The sequence below is a fragment of the Variovorax sp. genome (assembly GCF_965279555.1).
GTDB lineage: Bacteria > Pseudomonadota > Gammaproteobacteria > Burkholderiales > Burkholderiaceae_C > Variovorax.
Map to the genome: position 1 here is coordinate 2,242,779 of NZ_OZ257247.1, position 19,622 is coordinate 2,262,400.

The window sequence follows — 19,622 nt, forward strand, 5'->3', positions numbered from 1 at the left end:
CCACGGCGTTTCAATGCTTCAAGAAGAACGATTCCTGCGCATCCGCAGCCTGCTGGCCACTTTCTCCCGACTCAGCGTCGACCGCATCGTGCAGGATCTTGCGGTGTCTCGCGAGACCGTCCGCCGTGACCTGCTCGAGTTGGAGGGCCTGGGCGAGTTGCGGCGCGTTCACGGTGGCGCCATCGCCACCGGTGTGGAGCCCGAGCCGCCTCTGGCCGTGCGGCTGGTGGCGCGGCAGCGCGAGAAACGCGCCATCGCCAAGGCGGCGATCACGCTGCTGCAGCCGGGGCAGACGGTGTTCCTCGACGCGGGCAGCACCATGTCGATCCTGGCGGAAGAGATTGCCGCGCTGAGCGGCATGACTGTCATCACCAACTCGCTGAGCATCGCGCTCAAGCTCGAAGGCGCCAGCGAAGGCCGGCTGACCGGCAACAAGACCATCCTGCTGGGCGGAGAGATCGACGTGAAGACGCAGGCCACATGCGGCGACATCACGGTGGAGGCCATCCGCCGCTACCGCGCCGACGTCGCGATGCTGTCGCCCGTGGCACTGCATGCCAGGCACGGCGCCATGAGCTTCGAGCACCATGAGGCGGCGGTGGCCCGCGCCATGGCCGAACAGGCGCAGCAGCTGGTGCTGCTGGCCGACCACGCCAAGATCGGCCAGGCCAGCCGCGTGACCTATGCGAGCGCGGAAGACATCGACGCGATCGTCACCGACGCCAAGGCGCGCACGCTGCCCGCCCTTGTGCCGTTGCGCAAAGCCTGCGAGCGGCTGCTGATTGCCTGAGCGCGAAAAAGCGGCGCGCTACGGAATGCTTCGCGCCACCACGCCAAGGTCGCGCCAGGCCTCCGGGTGGCAGCTGAATATCAGGATCTGGTGCCGCGTCGCCGCGTCGTACAGCACCCGCTTCATCTGCTTCAGGCGCTCTTCGTCGGTGTTGACCAGCGCGTCGTCGAGGATCAGCAGGGTCGGCTTGCGCGCTTCTTTCAGCAGGTCGGCGTAGGCCAGGCGGGCGACCACGCCCATCTGCTCGCGCGCGCCGACGCTCAGCTCTTCGAACTCGCCGCTCTGGGCGCCGCGCAGGCCCTGGCGCGTGATGCGGCCCGGCGACAGGTCTTCGCCGACTTCGACCTGCGCACCCGGAAACAGGATCTGCAGATAGTGATCCAGGTGCTTCTGCAGGGGAGCCCGCAAGCGGCGCGCCAGGGCCGAGCGCTTTTCGCGCAGCAGCTTGAGCAGATGGTCGAGCGCCTTCGAGCGGCGCTCGAATTCCGCGCACCGGCGCGTAGCGTGATCGAGTTCGCGTTGCTTCTCGGACGCGGCTTCTTCCAGGCCCGCGGCGCCTTTTACCTGAAGCTCGACCTCGAGGCGGGTGATGTCGTTCGCGCGCTGGCTGTGCGCAGCCTCGGCCTGCTTCACGCTGCGTTCCAGCCGCTCGACGTCCTGCGAAAGCACGGGCAGGTTGACCGTCTGCAGCTGCTGCGCGAGTTCACCGACCTTGTCCTGGATGGCTGAGTGCTGCGCCAGCGCGTCGGTCAGTGCCGCGCCGGCATCGGCCTTGCGGCCGGCGCGCTGCGGATCGCTCAAGGTGGCCTTCACGGCGGCAAGCTCGGCCTCGGCGGCCTTGACCTGTTCGCGCGCATTGCCGGCCGCGACCTTGGCGTCATTCAGCGCGGCGGATGCGTCCGACAGCGCGGCGCGGGCGGCGCCCTCCTCCGACTCTGCCTGTGCGATCGGCGTTGCCGGCGCATCGGTCGATGCCGGCATGGCCTGCAGCACCTGGCGGGCGTCCACCAGCCGTGCCTCGCGCAAGGCGATGTCGGCGGCCAATGCGCTCAGGCCCTTGGGCGCCAATGCTGCCAGTACAGCCACCGCAGCGGCGGCTTCGCTCTTGCGCGATGCCTGCAGTCGTTCACGCTCTTCGATGGCCGCGACACTCTCGGCACGCAATGCCCGCAGCCGCTCGGCCAGCTCGTCACGCGCGCGGTCGCGCTCGATGGCCAGTCCTTCCAGGTCGGCGCCGCCCGGCAGCACCGTGATGCGGCCAACACCTGCGATCTCGATGCCGGTGCGGGCGATGACGGTCTGGCGCGTCAGCCCCGATACCGCCGCGCCCGCCACGTGCACATCGGCGCCGGGCAGCAGGTCGAACTCCAGCGCGGTGGCCACCGCATCCAGCTTGGCCTGCGCGGTGCGCAGCGTGTCCGCGCAGCGCTGAAGGCGCTTGAGTTCACCCTCGGGCACAGCGAGCGCCTGCGCCTCGGCTTGCAGCCGCGTGACCTTGTCCTGCTCGCCCTTTGCCTTCTCGTGGCTTTGCATGAGAGGCGCGAGTTGTTCGGCGAGGCCTTCGACGGCTTTTTCCTGTGCGATGCGTGCTGCCGACTGGCGCGCGAGCCGCAGGGCTTCTCGTGCGGCTGCGTCGGCCTGCGCCGCAGCGGCATGGCGCGGCTCCCAGGCTTGTAGTTCTTCCAGGGCCTTGGCGAGGCCTTCCTTCACCGTCTGCAGATTCTTTTCGCGCTGGACGACGGTCGATTCTTCGCGCTCCATTGCCTGCAACTGGGTGCGCAAGGCGTTGACCTGCACCGTGGCCTGCCGCAGCGCTGCGTCCTGCACGGCCTTGCGGTCCGCCAAGCCTTTGGCATCGTCCAGGCGCTGCTGCGCGCCGGCGAGCTGCTCTCGCAACGCGGCCCAGGGTCTTGCTGCCTCGTCGCGCTGATGGTCTCGGCGCAGGCTTGAAAGGCGGTCGACGCCCGATTGATACGCCTCGATATCGACGCGCAGCCGCTTCAGTTCTGCGTCAAGCTCATCCCTGAGCCTGATCGCATCCGCATACGCGCCGCGCGGCGTGCCGGCGGCGGGCGTGAGCAGTTCGTTGCGCTCGCTTTCAACCGCCTTCAACACCGCATCGCCATTGCTCGACGCCAGTTCGCCCAGCGACTCGCCCAGCGCGTTGCGCAGATGGTCGCTCGCGAAGCCCACCGCGTTCGAGATGTCGTGCGACGTGCCCTGCCTGATCCACAGCAGCCCCGGAATGCCCATGTGCTCCGGCGTGCTCGCGCCCTTGCCCGGAAACTTGAACCCCAGCAGCGCCGCCAGGTGGTCTTCCGCCACCGCGCCGTCCATCGCCTTGCCGTCGATGCTGAGTTCGCAGCGCTTCTTGCCGAGAAAGGCCTTGGTCAGGCGGCAGGGCTTGCCGTCGAGCTCGAAGTCGAGTTCGACCGTGGGCGTCGCCGAGCTTTCGCCCCACGGTCGCAGATGCTCCACCGCGCTTGAGCGGTGCCGCTCGAAGAACGCGGCGCGAATGGCTTCGGCGACGGTGGACTTGCCCGATTCGTTGGGCGCCGCGAACAGGTTCAGTCCGTCGGTGAGGCCATCGATTTCCAGCGGCGTACGAAACAGCTTGAAGTTCTCGATGCGAAGGCGTTGCAGCTTCATGCTCATGCCGAGGCTCCCGCGCGCGGAGCCTGCGCGTCGAGGATGCGGGCCAGCGTCAGCAGCGCGTCGCGCGCCAGTTCGGCATCGGCTCCGTCCTGCTGCGAGCGCAGGTCTTGCAGGGCCTCGCCGACGAAACCATCGGCATGCAGGGCCTGGATGTCTTCCTCGGTGGGTTCGAGGCGCAATGCCTCGCCGTCCCACACCAGCGCGCGGGCCCGGGCGCGGGCCGTGTCGAGCGCGGCGCCGAGCTTGTTGTGGCCGCCGAGGTCGCAGCTGCCCTGCGCGCGCAGTTGAAGCACGTCGTTGGCGCCGACGAGGTTCAGCTTTTCCACCAGCTCGTCGATGTCGGAGGCCACGGACAGGCGCGGCTCCCACTGCTGCCATGCGTACTGGCCGGTGCGCACCGGCTCGACCTGCGGCAATGCGCCTGCGCTTGCGATGGTCACCAGCAGCGCCTGCCCGGAGTCGTTGGCGCGAAAGCGGTCGGTCTCGGGCGTGCCCGCGTACCAGGTCCGTTCGTCGGTCTGGCGCGTGCCGTGCCAGTCGCCGAGCGCGAGGTAGTCGAGCCGGGCCTGCGCCGCGCGGTCTGCCGCAATGGGATTGGCCGAGTCGATGTCTTCCGAAAGAATGCCCTGCACGCAGCCGTGCGCCAGCCCGATGCGCGGCAGGCTTTCTTCTTCACCCGATGTCGCAGCGAACCAGTCGGTCAGGTCGCCATAGGTATGGCGCTGCGTGAGCGGCGCGGGCAGCAGCGTGAACTTGCCGGCCACGGTGCGCGGCACCGGCTCCAGGCAGCACACGACGTTCGACGGCACCGCGCCGAGCCTGGCGGCCCGGCTCCAGACCGATTCGCCGAGGGCGGAGTCGTGGTTGCCCGGAATCAGCAGCCAAGGCCCGGCAAAGCCCTGCATCGCGTTGAACATGCGGCGGATGGTCTTGTCGGACACCGTCTGCAGGTCGAACACGTCGCCTGCCACCAGTACCGCATCGACGGCACGTTCGCTCGCGATGGCTGCCAGCCGCTCGACCACTTTGAAGCGGGCCTCGAACAGCGCCGCGGCGTCGTCGGGCTCGAACTGCGAGAACACGCGGCCGATCTGCCAATCCGCGGTATGGAGCAAAGAAATCATGCGTGGCCCTCCCTTTGCCTCTCGCGTCTTCCGGTCGTCTCAAAACAGCGAGCATCTTAGATGCCCGCGATATCTCCTGGCGACACGGACGATTGGTCCGGCAGTGCTGCGGCAGCCGGGATTTCAGCGAGGGTGTGGCGGGGCCTCCGAGCGAAGGCCCGCTCTTTCAGAACGAGATGGTGGGCTTCTCGAACGGCCCCGCGCATTCGTCGGCCAGCGCGACGGAAAGCGCGACCTGCTCGGCGATCTGCTCGCGCAAGGGCTGCCAGCCGAGACTGAACGGGGCCAGCAAAAACCATTCAGCGGGCAACAGCGCCAACACTGTGCCGACGAGCAACCAGTACGTGAGTTCCATGTAGTACCCCCTTAACGAATGAGGGCGCGAGTCTGCGCCCTCCGGGGGACCGGGAACATCCCCAATCCGTGGGATAACTTTCGGTCGAAAGGCCCTGCCCGCCTACCGTGCCGGCAGGTACTGCCGGGGATCGACGGCTTTGCCGCGGTAGCGGATCTCGAAGTGCAGCTTGGGGTGGCCGGCATCGGCATTGCCGATCTCGGCGATCTTCTGGCCCCGCTGCACGCGCTGGCCCTGCTTCACCAGCACGGAGCGCACATTGGTGTAGACCGACATGTAGGAGCCCCCGTGGTCGACCATGAGCACGCTGCCGTAGCCGCGCAGCGTTTCGGTGACGGCCACCGAGCCGTTGCCGATGGAAACCACCGGCTCGCCCGCGTTGCCTGCGATGTCGATGCCCTTGTTGCTGGAGCCGTTGAAGCCCGCGACGACCTGGCCCTGCGCCGGCCAGCCCCAGTCGCTGCGCCGCGCGGCTGGCGGCACTACCGGGTCGGGCTCCCGCGCGGCGGGGCGCGGCGGCTTCGGGCGGTCTGCGCCGCCAGCCCTTGAAGGCGGCGGTGGCGGCGCTGATGCATCCGGCGACGGCGCCGAAGCACCGCCCGGCGGTGCCACGCGCAGCACCTGCCCAGCTTCGAGGCGGTCGGGGTCCTGGAGGTTGCTCCAGCGGGCGATCTCGCCGGGGGAGCGGCCGGTCCTGGAGGCGATGCGGTAGAGCGTGTCTCCGGGCTGCACCACGTATTCGCCGGGGCCCGCCACCGGGGTCTTGGTGGTGGAGCACGCCGCCAGGGTCAATGCCGCGATCAGCGCGATGCACGCGCGCCAGTTCCTGCCTGTCACAACCACTAGCCGTTCCTTTTTTCCTGAAGACGTTCGAGCCTACCAGCAGTGGCTGAAGACCCGTCGCGGCCGGGGCTGGACGGTGGTGGTGGCGTGTCAGGTCGCGGTGCGCCTGGCGATGCACATGAGGGACAGCGCGCTGTCGGGCGCGCGCGGGTCGCGGCCAGACAGCCGGTTGCCCATGCGGTATTTCCATTGCGCCGGGCCGACCTCGCCTTCCAGGGCCTGCGCGCCGATCTGGTGGTTGTGGGGATGGATGCGGACCTCGAATCCCAGCGGCTCCAGCGTTCGCCTGAACAGTTCGTGCGTCACGCCGTCTCCGGGGCGGTGGTGCACTTCGGTCTGCAGTCCGCAGGACTGCTGGTTGCCGGTCTTGTGAAACCCGTGCCGCGTCATGCGGTAGATCCACAGGCGCGCGTCCCACATCCATTTGGCCAGGCCCTTGTAATCCCATGCGGTCAATTGCGGGTCGTGGTCGGTAATGAGCAGGCCATTGGGTTTCACGAGCCGCGCGCCTTCGCGCAATACCGCCTTCATGTCGTCGCAATGGTGCAGCGACGCATTGATGGCCACGATGTCCGCCACGCGCGATCGGAACGGTGTGTGCGCCGCATCGGCCAGCACCGCCGTGTAGCCGAGACGCGAAGCCATTTCGAGCGAGCCGCCGGCCACATCCACGCCGATCAGCATCCTGGGTTTGCCGCCGAGCGTGGCAAAGACATTGCCGGGGCCGCAACCCAGGTCGATGACCACCTTGTCCGTCCAGTCGCCGCCCGCCGCGAGCCAACGGCTCCTGAAATGCGCATCGCGATGGCAGAAGTCCAGGTATTCCTTTGCCCATGCCTCGTTGCCGAAATAAACGGCATTGGCGGTCAATCCTGCGGAATTGTTCGGAATAACAGACTCGTAATAGAGGCCGCGACGATTGAGAACTACATCGGGTAATAAGATGTCGCTGAACATTCGAGGCTTTCAAAAGTGAATTCCGCATGAGCGCGGATACACCATGAAGTCTTGTTTGTTTTTCGGCCTTGTACAGCGGTTTTTTATCCGGTTACAGACTTCGCCACTTAATAACAGCCCGCTTTGGGGCCTTGTTTCATTTTGCGAGCGCATCGGCGCTGCGTTTTCCGCATCTCTCCCTCTGGAGCCGCCGCCTTGCCGCGCTCTCCCTGGCGCATGGGGCGCAGTGGCCGATCCGGCCCGCTCCCACTCTCGATATCCCCATGAGTACCCCGCTTCGGGAAGCGCCCACAGGCACCCTGAGGCGCATCCGATAACCTGCTTTTGCCCTAAACGGCGCATCAGTTACCCAAGATTGGACAATTGGGGTAGTACGTTTCCGAAATAACTATATCAATCTGTAACGTAGATCGAAAGTTCGTACATCGGCTTGGGGAAACACCCTAGGATCGAGACACGAAAAAACGGGAGGCAAAAATTCAAAGCCTCAATTGAGTCACTGGCCATTCGGCCTATTCAATTGGTTCCATCGTATTTCTTTTCGGGTAATTACATGGAAATTCAATCTGTTTCGACGGCACGGCGAAACGCTCCAGATACGCTTCTGGACGACCTGTTCGTGCCGCGCGCGAACCCGGAAGCGCCAGGCGGGCGGCATGCCGTCTCGCTGACGCTCGCACCCGCATTCCTGCAAGGCCGGGCGCAAGCGTCGGCAACCGGCGGCCAACTGCCCGACACCCTGTTTGCCGGCGCCTGGCTGCTGCTGCAGTCCCGGTGGCTCGGCGTGCTCTGGCCGGTGCTGCATGAACTGGCCGGCGCCAAAGCGCTCCTCACGTCCACGACCGTGGCCTTCGACGCCATCTGCCCCGTTGGCGCGTGGCTCGCGGAACTCGATGCCGCCCGTCGCGCGGCGAGCCCTGCGGCCGCCGGCATGGAGCCGCCCGCCTCGCTGTGGCTGCGCGACGCCGCCGACACTGCCACGCCCGATGCCCGCCTGCTCCTCTGGCTGGACGCAGCCTCCGGCTCCCTGCATATGGACGTGGCGGCGGCCTTGATGGACGTAACGTCCGCCGAGCGCCTGCTGGCTGCCCTCGCCGACACCGCCGCCGACCTGCTGGCCCGCCCCGAGGCCGCGCTGGACGACATCCGCACCCTGCCCGTCACCGACACCGACGACCAGCTCGTCCGCTGGAACACGCCTGCGTCCGTGCTCGACAGCACGCTCACCGTCACCGGCATGTTCCGCCGCCAGGCAGGCGCAACCCCAGAGGCCGTCGCCCTCGTCGAAGGCGACGTGCAGATGAGCTACGCCGAGCTCGACCGCCGCTCCGACCAGCTCGCACGCCATCTCCAGCGGCTGGGCGTGCGAAGCGGCGACGGCGTCGGCCTGCTGCTCGACCGCTCGCTGGCCGCCGTCGTGGCGCTGATCGGCATCCTGAAGGCGGGCGGTGGCTACGTGCCCGTACCGACCGACTTTCCGCCCGAGCGGATCGCCTACATGTTCGGCGAGGCGCAGGCCCGGCACGTGATCACGGCGCAAGCCTTTCGCCATCTCGTACCGGCCGAACAACGCGTTTTGCTGCTGGACGATGCCTTGGACAACCAGGAACGCAGTTCATGGAATGAACCGGCCATCGACGGCGAATCGGTCGCGTACGTCATGTACACCTCGGGCTCGACCGGTGCGCCCAAGGGCATCGAGATCTGCCACCGCTCGATCCTGCGGCTGGTGGTCGGCGTGGACTATGTCGAGCTCGCGCCGGGCCGCGCCATGCTGCATGCAGCTCCGTTGGGCTTCGACGCGGCCACGCTCGAAATCTGGGGCCCGCTGCTCAACGGCGGCTGCTGCGTGGTGCACGACGAACGCGTGCCCACCGGTGCCGGCCTGGCCCGCACCATCGCGCGCCACGACGTGCATACCGCCTGGCTCACGGCCGCGCTGTTCAACGCGGTCATCGACGACGACCCGGTCCACCTCGCGGGCCTGCGCCACCTGTTCACCGGCGGCGAGGCGCTCTCGGTGCCCCATGTGCGCCGGGCGCTCGCCGCCCTGCCCGGCCTGGCGCTGAGCAACGGCTACGGCCCGACCGAGTGCACCACCTTCGCGACCACGCACCGCATCGCCCCCACGCTGCCGGCCGACACCCGCTCCGTGCCGCTCGGCCGCCCGATCAAGGACACCGTGCTGCGCGTGCTGAGCCCCTCGATGGCGCTGCTGCCCTCCGGCCTGGTCGGGGAGCTGTGCATCGGCGGCCACGGACTGGCGCGCGGCTACCTGCGCCAGCCCGAACTCAGCGCCGACCGCTTCGTGCCCGATCCCTTCGGTGGTCCGGCCGACCGGCTCTACCGCACCGGCGACCTCGCGCGCTGGCTGCCTGACGGCACCATCGAGTTCATCGGCCGGCGCGACGGCCAGGTCAAGATCCACGGCCACCGCATCGAGACCGGCGAGATCGAGGCCGCCATCCTTGCCCACCCCGGGGTGCAGTCATGTGCGGTTGTCGCCCGGCCAGACGCCGATGGCCAACTGCGCCTGGTGGCCTATCTCGTGGCGCGTGGCCCGAAGCTGTCGTGGCAGGCGCTGCGCACTCACCTTGCGGCCCGCCTGCCCGCTGCGCTGGTGCCTTCGGCGCAGGTCTGGCTCGCGCAGTTGCCCGTCACGCCCAACGGCAAGCTCGACCGCCGCGCACTGCCGGAGCCCGCCGCCGGCCGCCCGGAGCTTTCGCAGCCCTACGAGGAGCCGCACGACGCCGTCGAACAGCAGATGTGCGAGGCCTTCGCGCGCGCGCTGCGCATCGACAAGGTCGGGCGCAACGACAACTTCTTCGACCTCGGCGGCGATTCGCTGCTGGTGCTGCAGGTGCTGGGCGAACTGAAGCGCGACACCGCGCTGCCGCTGTCGACCAACCTGTTCTTCCGCGACCCGACGCCGAAGGCGATGGCCGCGCGGCTGCGTCCCCCGGTCGAGGCACCCGTGCAGGCGGCATCGCAACCGTCTGCCCCGCGCCCCGTCGCGCCGGCCTCCGACGCGGTCGCGCTCATCGCCACCGCGGGCCGCTTCCCAGGCGCCGCCGATGTGGAGCAGTTCTGGGACAACCTCGTCGCCGGCCGCGACACCGTCACCTTCTTCGACGACGCCACGCTCGACGCCGGCGTGAGCCAGGCGCTGCGCAGCGACCCGTCCTACGTTCGCGCACGCGGCGTGATCGACGGCATCGAGAACTTCGACGCCGCCTTCTTCGGCATCGGCCCCAAGGAAGCGCAGCTCATGGACCCGCAGCAGCGGGTGTTCCTCGAGATCTGCTGGGAATGCCTGGAGCGCGCCGGCTACGTGCCCGACGCCGCGCCCGGCCCGGTCGGCGTGTATGCCGGCATGTACAACGCCACCTACTTCCAGCGCCATGTGAGCACCCGGCCCGATCTGGTGGAACCGGTCGGCGAGTTCCAGGTGATGCTGGCCAACGAGAAGGACTACATCACCACGCGGGTGGCGAACCGGCTCAACCTCACCGGCCCGGCCGTCAGCGTGCACACCGCCTGCTCGACCTCGCTGGTGGCCGTGGCCCATGCCTTCCATGCGCTGCGCACCGGCCAGTGCTACATGGCGCTGGCGGGCGGCGCATCGGTCACCTGCCCGCCGCGCAGCGGCTACCTCTACAACGAGGGCTCGATGCTCTCGCCCGACGGCCACACGCGCAGCTTCGACGCGAAGGCCCAGGGCACCGTCTTCAGCGACGGCGCGGCCGTGGTGCTGCTGAAGCGGCTGGCCGACGCGCAGGCCGACGGCGACACCATCTACGCCGTGCTGCGCAGCGCCAGCGTGAACAACGACGGCGGCGCCAAGGCCAGCTTCACCGCGCCCAGCGTCGACGGGCAGGCGGCGGTGATCCGCGCCGCACTGGCGGCGGCCGAGGTCGATGCGCGCAGCATTTCCTATGTCGAGGCGCACGGCACCGCCACGCCCATGGGCGACCCGATCGAGGTCGAGGCGCTGGCCGTGGCTTTCGGCGAACACACCGACGCGCTCGACTACTGCACGCTGGGCTCGCTCAAGAGCAACGTGGGCCACATGGTCACGGCTGCCGGCGCGGCGGGGCTCATCAAGACGGCGCTGGCGCTGCACCACGGGCAGATCCCGCCGACCGTGCACTTCGAGGCGCCCAACCCGGCCATCGATTTCGCGCGCACGCCCTTCCGCGTGAGCGCCAGCCTGCAGCCGTGGCCGCGCGGCGATCTGCCGCGCCGCGCGGGAGTCAGCTCCTTCGGCGTGGGCGGAACCAATGCGCACGTCATCGTGGAGGAAGCGCCGGCGCGGCCTGCATCGCCCATCGCCACGGGCGAACAGGTGCTGCCGCTCTCGGCGCGCTCGGAAGCGGCACTGGCCGTTGCCACCGAGCAGCTCGCGGCCCACCTGCAGGCGCATGCGGAGCAGCCGTTGGCCGATGTCGCCCACACGCTGGCTGTCGGCCGCAAGGCCCACGCTTTCCGTCGCGTGGTGGTGGCGGCCGACACGGTGCAGGCCATTGCCGCCCTGCGCACCGCCGACTCACCCTGGCGCGCCAGCGGCCGCCTCGCCTCGCGCGCGCCGCAGGCCGTGCTGATGTTCCCGGGCCAGGGCGCGCAGTACGCCGGCATGGGCAGGCTGCTGCACGCAGCCGACCCGGTGTTCGCCGCCGCCTTCGACGATTGCCTCGACGCCATCGCCGGCACCACTGACTTCGACCTGCGCGAACGCATGTTCTCGGACGACCCGAAGGCACTGTCGCCCACCGTCGTCACCCAGCCCGCGCTCTTCACCATCGAATACGCACTGGCACGGCGGCTGCTGGCCACCGGCGTTCGGCCTCATGCGCTGATGGGCCACAGCGTCGGCGAATTCGTCGCCGCAGTGCTCGCTGGCGTGATGCGGCTCGAAGATGCGGCCCGGCTCGTCGCCCGGCGCGGCGCGCTCATGCAGGCGCTGCCGGCGGGCGCCATGCTCTCGGTGCGCATAGGCGCGGCCGAACTGACGCAAAGGCTGGACGCGTCGATCTCTCTCGCCGCAGAGAACGGCCCCACGGCCTGCGTCGCCGCCGGCACCTTCGAGGCCATCGCCGCATTGCAGGCCACGCTGGAAGCCGAAGGCATCGCATGCCGCGCGCTGCAGACATCGCACGCCTTTCACTCCGCCATGATGGACGGCGCCGTCGCGCCCTTCGAGGCGCTGGTGGGCCAGGTGGCGCTGAATGCCCCGCAGACGCCGATCTTCTCGACCCTCACGGGTCGGCTGCTGGAAGCGGAAGAAGCCACCAGCCCCGCCTACTGGGCACGGCACCTGCGCGGCACGGTGCGCTTCTCGCCGGCCGTGCGCACCGCGATGGAACACGCCGCGCAGCCGCTCTTCATCGAAGCCGGTCCACGCAACACCCTTTCCACGCTGGTCCGCCAGCACGGCGCGAGTGCCGCGGTGCCGCTGCAGCATGGCGAGCCTGCAGACGAAGACCGCACGCTGCGCCTGGCCGTCGGCCGGCTGTGGACCTGCGGCGCGGAAGTCGAGCTGTCGCGCCTGACCAGCCGCACCGGCGCGCAGCGCGTGCGCCTGCCGACCAGTCCGTTCGAACGCAAGCGCTTCTGGGTTGACATCGCCGCCGTTCCCGAAACCGCCGCGATCCCCGCCGCCCCTCTTTCAGTCTCGCCCGCCCCTTCCGCCACACCCACACCTTTGGAGCCGATCGTGACAGCTGCAGCGACCTCGCCTCTCCCTTCCTCCGCGTCCTCCCCTCCCGTCGATGCGCGCCTGCGCGCCTTGTTCGAGGACATCTCCGGCATCGACATGGCGCAGGCGGAAGGCCACGCGCCCTTCGGCGAACTCGGCCTGGACTCGCTCACGCTGACCCAGGCGGCCACCCAGATCAAGAAGCACTTCAAGGTCAACCTGAGCTTCCGGCAGCTGATGGAGAACTACCGCTGCTTCGACGCGCTCTCCGCGTTCCTGCGCGAGAGCCTGCCGCCCGAAGCCGCGCCCGCGCCGGCCGTGGCGGCGGCACCGATGGCCGAGGCGGCTCCCGCGATGCCCGCACCGGTGGTGTACGCCCCGATGCAAGGCAACGCGGCCTCCAGCCCCATCTCCCAGCTGATTGCGCAGCAAATGGAATTGATGCGCCAGCAGCTCGCCCTGCTGTCGGGCGCCGCACCCGCGGCATTCACCGCGCCGGTCATGCTGCAGGCGGTGCCCGCGCCGGCCGTCACGGCGCCGGTCGCGGCAGCGCCCGCCGCCGAAGAGCCCGCGCCGTCCAAAGAACCGCTGCGCTACGACGTCGCCAAGGCCTTCGGCGCCATCGCCCGCATCCACACCCAGCGCACGGCGGAGCCCAGCGGGCGCCAGAAGGCCCGCCTCGCGGCCTTCATGCGCCGCTACATCGAACGCACCATCAAGAGCAAGCAGTTCACCGAGGCCAACCGCCCGCACATGGCCGACCCGCGCGTGGTCAACGGCTTCCGCCCGGTCACCAAAGAGATCACCTACCAGATCGTCATCGAGCGCTCCAAGGGCTCGAAGATGTGGGACCTGGACGGCAACGAATACGTCGACGCGCTCAACGGCTTCGGCATGAACATGTTCGGCTGGCAGCCCGACTTCGTGCAGGAAGCCGTGCGCAAGCAGCTCGACGAAGGCTACGAAATCGGCCCGCAGCATCCGCTGGCCGCCGACGTCACCGCGCTCATCTGCGAGCTCACGGGCAGCGACCGCGCCGGCCTGTGCAACACCGGCTCCGAGGCCGTGATGGCCGCGCTGCGCATCGCGCGCACCGTCACCGGCCGCAGCACGGTGGTGGTGTTCACCGGCTCCTACCACGGCACCTTCGACGAAGTGCTGGTGCGCGCCGGCAAGGGCGGCAAAGGCCTGTCGGCCGCGCCCGGCGTGATGAGCGGCATGTTCGGCGACATCCGCGTGCTCGACTACGGCACGCCCGAAGCGCTGGCCTTCATCCGCGAGAACGCCGACGACCTGGCCGCCGTGCTGGCCGAGCCGGTGCAAAGCCGCCGGCCCGACTTCCAGCCGCGCGAGTTCCTGCACGAAGTGCGCGAGATCACCGCCAAGAGCGGTTGCGCGCTGATCTTCGACGAGGTCATCACCGGTTTCCGCACCGCGCTGGGCGGCGCGCAGGAGCTGTTCGGCGTGCGCGCCGACCTCGCCACCTACGGCAAGGTGATCGGCGGCGGCTTCCCGGTGGGCGTGATCGCAGGCAAGCGCGAGTTCATGGACGCGCTCGACGGCGGCCCGTGGCAGTACGGCGACGACTCGATCCCCGGCGTCGGCGTGACCTATTTCGCCGGCACCTTCGTGCGCCATCCGCTGGCGCTGGCCGCGGCCAGGGCCTCGCTCATGCATCTGAAGGAAGCCGGCCCCGCGCTGCAGGCCGGGCTCACGGGCAGCACCAGCGCCATGGCCACGGAAATGTCGGCCTGGTGCAAGGAGGTCGGCGCGCCGATCGAGATACGCCACTTCGGCTCGCTGTGGCGCGTGAGCTGGCTCGAAGACCATCCGCTGCAGGACCTGCTGTTCGCCATGATGCGCAGCCGCGGCGTGCACATCCTGGACAACTTCCCGTGCTTCCTCACCAGCGCGCACAGCGCCGAGGACATCGCCTTCATCCAGCGTGCCTTCAAGGAATCGGTGGCTGAGATGCAGGAATCCGGGTTCCTGCCGCGCCGCGCCGCGGTCGTGACCAGCTTCGACGTGCGCAGGCCGGCGGAAGAAGGCTCGGTGCTGGCGCGCGACGTCGACGGCCAGCCCTTCTGGTACGTGCCCGAGGCGCAGACGGCGCAGATGGCCCAGGCATCCACCCACCTCGTCAATGGAAAGGCCGCAGCATGAACGCCGTCCTGCGCCCCGAGACCGACACCGGAACGGGCCCCGCCACCGGCGGGATCATCGAGTGCGTCATCCCGACCACCGAATCGCAACGCGAAGTCTGGCTCGGCGCCATGCTGAGCCCGGAGGCTTCGCTGGCCTACAACGAGTCGGTGCTGCTGCGCCTGCACGGGCCGCTGAATGCGCGCGCCCTGGGCCTTGCGATGGCCGTGCTTGTGGAGCGCCACCAGTCGCTGCGCGCCACCATCTCGCCCGACGGCAGCTGCATGCTGGTCGGGCAGGCCCCGGCCGAGGCGATGAGCATGATGGACCTCACCAAGCTCGACCCGCAATCGCGCGAGCAGGTGCTGGCGTCTGCGCACAACGCGGCGGTGTGCACGCCCTTCTCGCTCGAGCACGGGCCGCTGTTCAGGGCGGTGCTCTACCGGCTCGGCGAGGACGAGCATGAACTCGTCATGTCGGCCCACCACGTGGTGTGCGACGGCTGGTCGTGGGCGGTCATCACCGAGCAACTGGGCCACCTGTATGCCGAGCAGATCGGCCAGGGGCTGCGGCTGAAGGCCGCGCCGTCCTACGCCGACTTTGCCGCGGCGGAAGCCGCCGAGGCCGCGCAGCCCGACATGCAGCAGCACGTGGACTACTGGCTGGAGCGCTTCTCGGGCGGCACGCCGCCCGTGCTGGAGCTGCCGCTGGACCACCCGCGCCCGGCCGTGCGCACCTTCACCTCGCTGCGCACGGAACGCACGCTCGACCGCCGCCTGGTCACGGCCATGCGCTCGGTCAGCACCAAGGCCGGCACCAGCCTGTTCGCGGGCCTGCTCGGCGCCTTTGTCGCCACGCTGCACCGGCTGACGGGGCAGGACGACATCGTGGTCGGCATTCCGGCTTCGGGCCAGCTGGCGCGCGACATGCCCGGCCTGGTGGGCCACTGCGTCAACCTGCTGCCGCTGCGCATGAACGCGCATGCGCATCTGCGCTTCGACGCGCTCATGAGCGAATGCGGCGCGGCGGTGCTCGACGCCTTCGAGCACCAGTCGCTGACCTACGGCGCGCTGCTCGGCCAGCTCTCGCTGCAGCGCGACGCCAGCCGGCTGCCGCTGGTGAGCGTGATGTTCAACGTCGACCCCGACGTGGCGAGCGGCACCGACAGCTTCGTCGGCCTGTCCGTCAAGCAGGACACCGTGCCGCGCCAGTACGAGAACTTCGAGCTGTTCCTGAACCTGCGCCCGCTCGAAGGCGGGCTGGTGATCGAGGCCCAGTACAACACCGGCCTGTTCGACGAACTCAGCGTGCAGCGCTGGCTCGACATGTTCGAGTGCGTGGTGCGCTCCGCCGCGCGCGACCCCTCCGAGACCATCGGCCGGCTCGAGGTGCTGTCGACCGAGGCTTCGCTGGTGCTGGCCGCGCTGCAGCCCGCGCCCACCGAGCTGCTTGGCGACCCGCTGGCGCATGCCGGCTTCGTGGCCCGTGCGCTGCTGCACCCCGAGCGGCCGGCGCTGCGCGACGGCGCGCGCCGCTGCACCTACGGCGAGCTCGATGCGCAATCGAACCGGCTGGCGCATGCGTTGCGCGAGCGCGGCATCGGCCGGGGCCAGCGTGTGGGCCTGTGCCTGGAACGCGGCACCGACATGCTGGTGGCCTTGCTGGCGGTGCTGAAGTCGGGCGCCGCCTACGTGCCGCTCGACCCGGCCTTCCCGCAGGCGCGGCTCGACCACTACGCCGAAGACTCGCGGCTCAGCCTGCTGCTCACCACTTCAGACATGGCGACCGCCCCGCGCCAGTGGCGTGTCGACGCGAGCCGGCACATCTTCGAGATCGACCGCGACACCGCCTGGCACCAGGGCCCCGTCGACGCGCTCGAGCCTGGCGAGCTCGATGCCGGCGCCGAAGACCCGGCCTACGTGATCTACACGTCAGGCTCCACCGGCAAGCCCAAGGGCGTGAGCGTGCCGCACCGCGGCGTGGCCAACCTGCTGCAGTCGATGCGTGTGGAACCCGGCATCGGCGCGGCGGACCGCATCGCGGCCGTCACCACGCTGTCCTTCGACATCGCAGTGGCCGAGCTGCTGCTGCCGCTCGCGGCCGGCGCCGAGATCGTGATGGTGCAGCGCGAGACCGCCATGGACGGCAACCACCTGCGCGCCCTGCTGGAGGAAGAAGAAGTCACCATCCTGCAGGCCACGCCCGGCATGTGGCAGCTGCTGCTCGACGCCCAGTGGCCCGGAGCCCCTGGCTTCCGTGGCTGGATCGGCGGCGAGCCGGTGCGCCCGCGCCTGGCGCTCGAACTGCTCGATCGCTGCGAACAGCTGTGGAACGTCTACGGCCCGACCGAGACCACGGTGTGGTCGACCGTGTGGAACATGCAGCGCGACGTGGTCGCCTCGCGCGGCGTGTCGATCGGCCATCCGATCGACAACACCCAGGTGTGGATCCTGGACGCCGAGCTGCGGCCCTGCCCGCTCGGCGTGCCGGGCGAAATCTGCATCGGCGGCGACGGCGTGACGCTGGGCTATCACGATCGGCCCGAATTCACGGCCGATCGCTTCGTCACAGCGCGCATCCTCGGCCATGCCACGGCCCTCTACCGCACCGGCGACCGCGGCCGCTGGCGCAACGACGGCCTGCTGGAGCACATGGGCCGGCTCGACTTCCAGGTGAAGGTGCGCGGCTACCGCATCGAGCCCGGCGAAATCGAGGCCCGCTGCAACGAAGTTGCCGGCGTCTCGCGCAGCGTGGTCGTGGCGCGCGAAGACAACCCCGGCGACGTGCGGCTGGTGGCCTACCTCGCCCTGGCACCGAACGCGGCGGGCGCCGCCTTCGACCTCGAGGCGCTGATGCAGCACCTGCGCGGCAGCCTGCCGGCCTTCATGCTGCCGCAGCACGTGGTCACGCTCGCCAGCCTGCCGACCCTGCCCAACGGCAAGCTCGACCGCGCCTCGCTGCCGGCACCGCAGGCCGTGCCGCGCGAAACCATGCAGCGCGGCGCCGGCCCGCGCACCGATAGCGAACGCAAGTGCTCGCGGCCATGGAGCAGGTGCTGAGCCTGCCCGGCCTCGACATGAAGGACGACTTCTTCACCATGGGCGGCCATTCGCTGCTGGCGGCGCGGCTGGCCACTCTGCTGAGCCGCGAGTTCCAGATCACGCTGCCGCTGCGCACGCTGTTCGAGGCGCCCACCGCCGAGCGGCTGGCCGTGGCCGTCGAGGCGCTGCAGGGCACCGGTGCCGGCGAGCAGGTGCCGCTGCCCAACCGGCCCGGCCGCACGAGCGCGCCGATGACACCGTCGCAGGAACGCATCCGCTTCATGGAAGAGCTGCACCCCGGCCGTTCGGTCTACAACGCACCGTCGGCGCAGCGGCTGCTGGGCGAGTTCGACGCGGCGCGCTTCGAATCGGTGCTGCGAGAGATCATTCGCCGCCAGCCCGCGCTGCGCACCAGCATGGGCACCGATCCGCGCACCGGCGAGCCTGTCCAGTCGATTGCGCAGTTTGTGGATTTCTCGCTGCCGGTGATCGACCTGCGCGAGCTGCCCGCCGACCAGCGCGAAGCCGAGCTGGCCGAGCAGATGCAGGAGCTGGCCGACCGGCCCATCGACATCCACCGCGCGCCGATGGCGCATGCCGCGCTGTTCAAGCTCGACGAGCGAGACCACGCCTTCGTGTTCGTGCCGCACCACCTGGTGTGGGACGGCTGGTCTTTCGACCTGATGCAGCACGAGCTTTCCGCGCTCTACGACGCCGCCGAACGCGGCCGTCCGCACGGCCTGCCGGCCATCGCGACTACGCATGGCGACTACGCCGAGTGGCTCGCGCAGTGGATGAAGGAGCCGGTGTTCGAGGAGCAGATCGGGTTCTGGCGCAAGCGCTTCGCCGCGGCGCCCCTGCCCCGGCTGCCCAATACCGACATGCCGCGCCGCGCGGGAAAGAGCGGCCAGGGCGGCACGCAGTGGATCCAGATCGACCTGGCGGCCACGCAGCGGCTGCGCGAAGTGGCGCGCGGCATGGACGTGACGCTCAGCATGCTGACCTTCGGCCTCTATGCGCTGACCATGGCCCGCACCATCGGCTCCGACGCCATCGTCATCGCCAACCCGGTGCGCGGGCGCCAGCAGCCGGAGACCGAGGACGTGATGGGCGTCTTCAACAACGTGCTGCCGGTGTCGCTGCAGATCGACATGCGCCAGTCGCTGCCCGAGTTCATGCGCTACGTGAAGCAGGAGCTGCTCACGCTCATGAACTACCAGCAGGTGCCGTTCGAGCGCCTGATGGCCGAGCCCGGCTCCGGCGGCCAGGCCAAGGCGTCGGGACCGTACCAGTCGATGTTCTCGTTCCAGGACGCGCGCGACCGCTCGCGCCGCCTCGGCAGCCTGCAGACGCGGCAGATGCACCTGATGCAGCGCGGCGCCACCGACGACATCGGCGTGTGGCTGATGGACAAGCCAAGCGGGCTGGAAGGCGCGCTGATCTACAACGCCGACATCTACCTGCGCGAAACCGGCGCCCAACTGCGCGAGCGCTACCTCGAGCTGCTGCAGCGCGCCGCCGACCGGCCCGAGGCCAGCCTCGACTACATCGCCAGCGCCGAAGGCTCGACCAGCGCCGCCTACCTGCGCAAGCTCGCGGCCGACACGTCGCGCTCCGAGGCGCCGGCCGGCGCGGCGGCGGGTGCGCCCAAGGCCAAGGCCGCCCTGATGAACCCCGAGCAGGCGCAACTGGCGCAGGTCTGGGCCGGCGTGGTCGGCATCGACGTCAACGACATCCGCGCGAGCGACAACTTCTTCGATCTCGGCGGCGATTCGCTGCTGGTGCTGCGCGCCGTGCAGCAGACCGAACTGCTGCTGGGCTACCGCGTGGAGCCGCGCCGCTACCTGTTCGAGAGCCTCGGGCAGATCGCCGCGTCGTCCGCCTTCCAGCCGGTGCAGACGACCGGCCCGGACAGCATTCCGTCGGAGCTCCAGGGCCTGCCCGCGGCCGCCACGCCGCCGCGCGGCGGCCTGCTGGGACGCGCCTTCGGCGGCTGGCTGCGCAAGGGCTGAAGAAGAAA

At 69.5% G+C, this 19,622-nt stretch carries 9 protein-coding genes; 4 read left to right on the forward strand and 5 right to left on the reverse strand.

Going from position 1 to position 19,622, the window contains the following annotated elements; all coding sequences use genetic code 11:
• Positions 1 to 13 precede the first annotated feature (13 nt).
• Positions 14 to 790, forward strand: coding sequence for a DeoR/GlpR family DNA-binding transcription regulator (locus ACQY8B_RS10800; RefSeq protein WP_422086701.1), 777 nt, complete (start codon positions 14 to 16; stop codon positions 788 to 790).
• An 18-nt stretch (positions 791 to 808) separates the two neighbouring features.
• On the opposite strand, the gene ACQY8B_RS10805 is transcribed toward ACQY8B_RS10800, so the two are convergent.
• The 5 genes from ACQY8B_RS10805 to ACQY8B_RS10825 all read right to left on the reverse strand — a co-directional run bounded on the left by ACQY8B_RS10805 (position 809) and on the right by ACQY8B_RS10825 (position 6,724).
• Positions 809 to 3,445, reverse strand: coding sequence for an AAA family ATPase (locus ACQY8B_RS10805; RefSeq protein WP_422086702.1), 2,637 nt, complete (start codon positions 3,443 to 3,445; stop codon positions 809 to 811).
• Positions 3,442 to 4,569 (reverse strand): metallophosphoesterase family protein, encoded by a 1,128-nt coding sequence (locus tag ACQY8B_RS10810; protein WP_422086703.1) that lies wholly within the window; start codon positions 4,567 to 4,569, stop codon positions 3,442 to 3,444. The genes ACQY8B_RS10805 and ACQY8B_RS10810 overlap by 4 nt, the downstream gene beginning before the upstream one ends.
• Positions 4,570 to 4,735: 166 nt before the next feature.
• Positions 4,736 to 4,924 (reverse strand): hypothetical protein, encoded by a 189-nt coding sequence (locus ACQY8B_RS10815; RefSeq protein WP_422086704.1) that lies wholly within the window; start codon positions 4,922 to 4,924, stop codon positions 4,736 to 4,738.
• 102 nt (positions 4,925 to 5,026) lie between these two features.
• Complete coding sequence (locus ACQY8B_RS10820) at positions 5,027 to 5,761, reverse strand: peptidoglycan DD-metalloendopeptidase family protein (RefSeq protein WP_422086705.1); 735 nt, start codon at positions 5,759 to 5,761, stop codon at positions 5,027 to 5,029.
• Positions 5,762 to 5,857: 96 nt separating this feature from the next.
• On the reverse strand, positions 5,858 to 6,724 hold the full coding sequence (locus ACQY8B_RS10825) for a class I SAM-dependent methyltransferase (RefSeq protein ID WP_422086706.1): 867 nt from the start codon (positions 6,722 to 6,724) through the stop codon (positions 5,858 to 5,860).
• A 553-nt stretch (positions 6,725 to 7,277) separates the two neighbouring features.
• Between ACQY8B_RS10825 and ACQY8B_RS10830 the strand changes: the two genes are divergently transcribed.
• Genes ACQY8B_RS10830 through ACQY8B_RS10840 form a run of 3 tightly spaced genes read left to right on the forward strand, consistent with a single transcriptional unit; the run spans position 7,278 to position 19,614 of the window.
• Positions 7,278 to 14,582 carry an amino acid adenylation domain-containing protein gene (locus ACQY8B_RS10830; RefSeq protein ID WP_422086707.1) on the forward strand — a complete coding sequence of 2,435 codons (7,305 nt, stop codon included), beginning with the start codon at positions 7,278 to 7,280 and terminating at the stop codon, positions 14,580 to 14,582.
• Positions 14,579 to 17,620, forward strand: coding sequence for a non-ribosomal peptide synthetase (locus ACQY8B_RS10835; RefSeq protein ID WP_428745018.1), 3,042 nt, complete (start codon positions 14,579 to 14,581; stop codon positions 17,618 to 17,620). The genes ACQY8B_RS10830 and ACQY8B_RS10835 overlap by 4 nt, the downstream gene beginning before the upstream one ends.
• Positions 17,593 to 19,614 carry a condensation domain-containing protein gene (locus tag ACQY8B_RS10840; protein ID WP_428745019.1) on the forward strand — a complete coding sequence of 674 codons (2,022 nt, stop codon included), beginning with the start codon at positions 17,593 to 17,595 and terminating at the stop codon, positions 19,612 to 19,614. The genes ACQY8B_RS10835 and ACQY8B_RS10840 overlap by 28 nt, the downstream gene beginning before the upstream one ends.
• Positions 19,615 to 19,622: the final 8 nt, after the last annotated feature.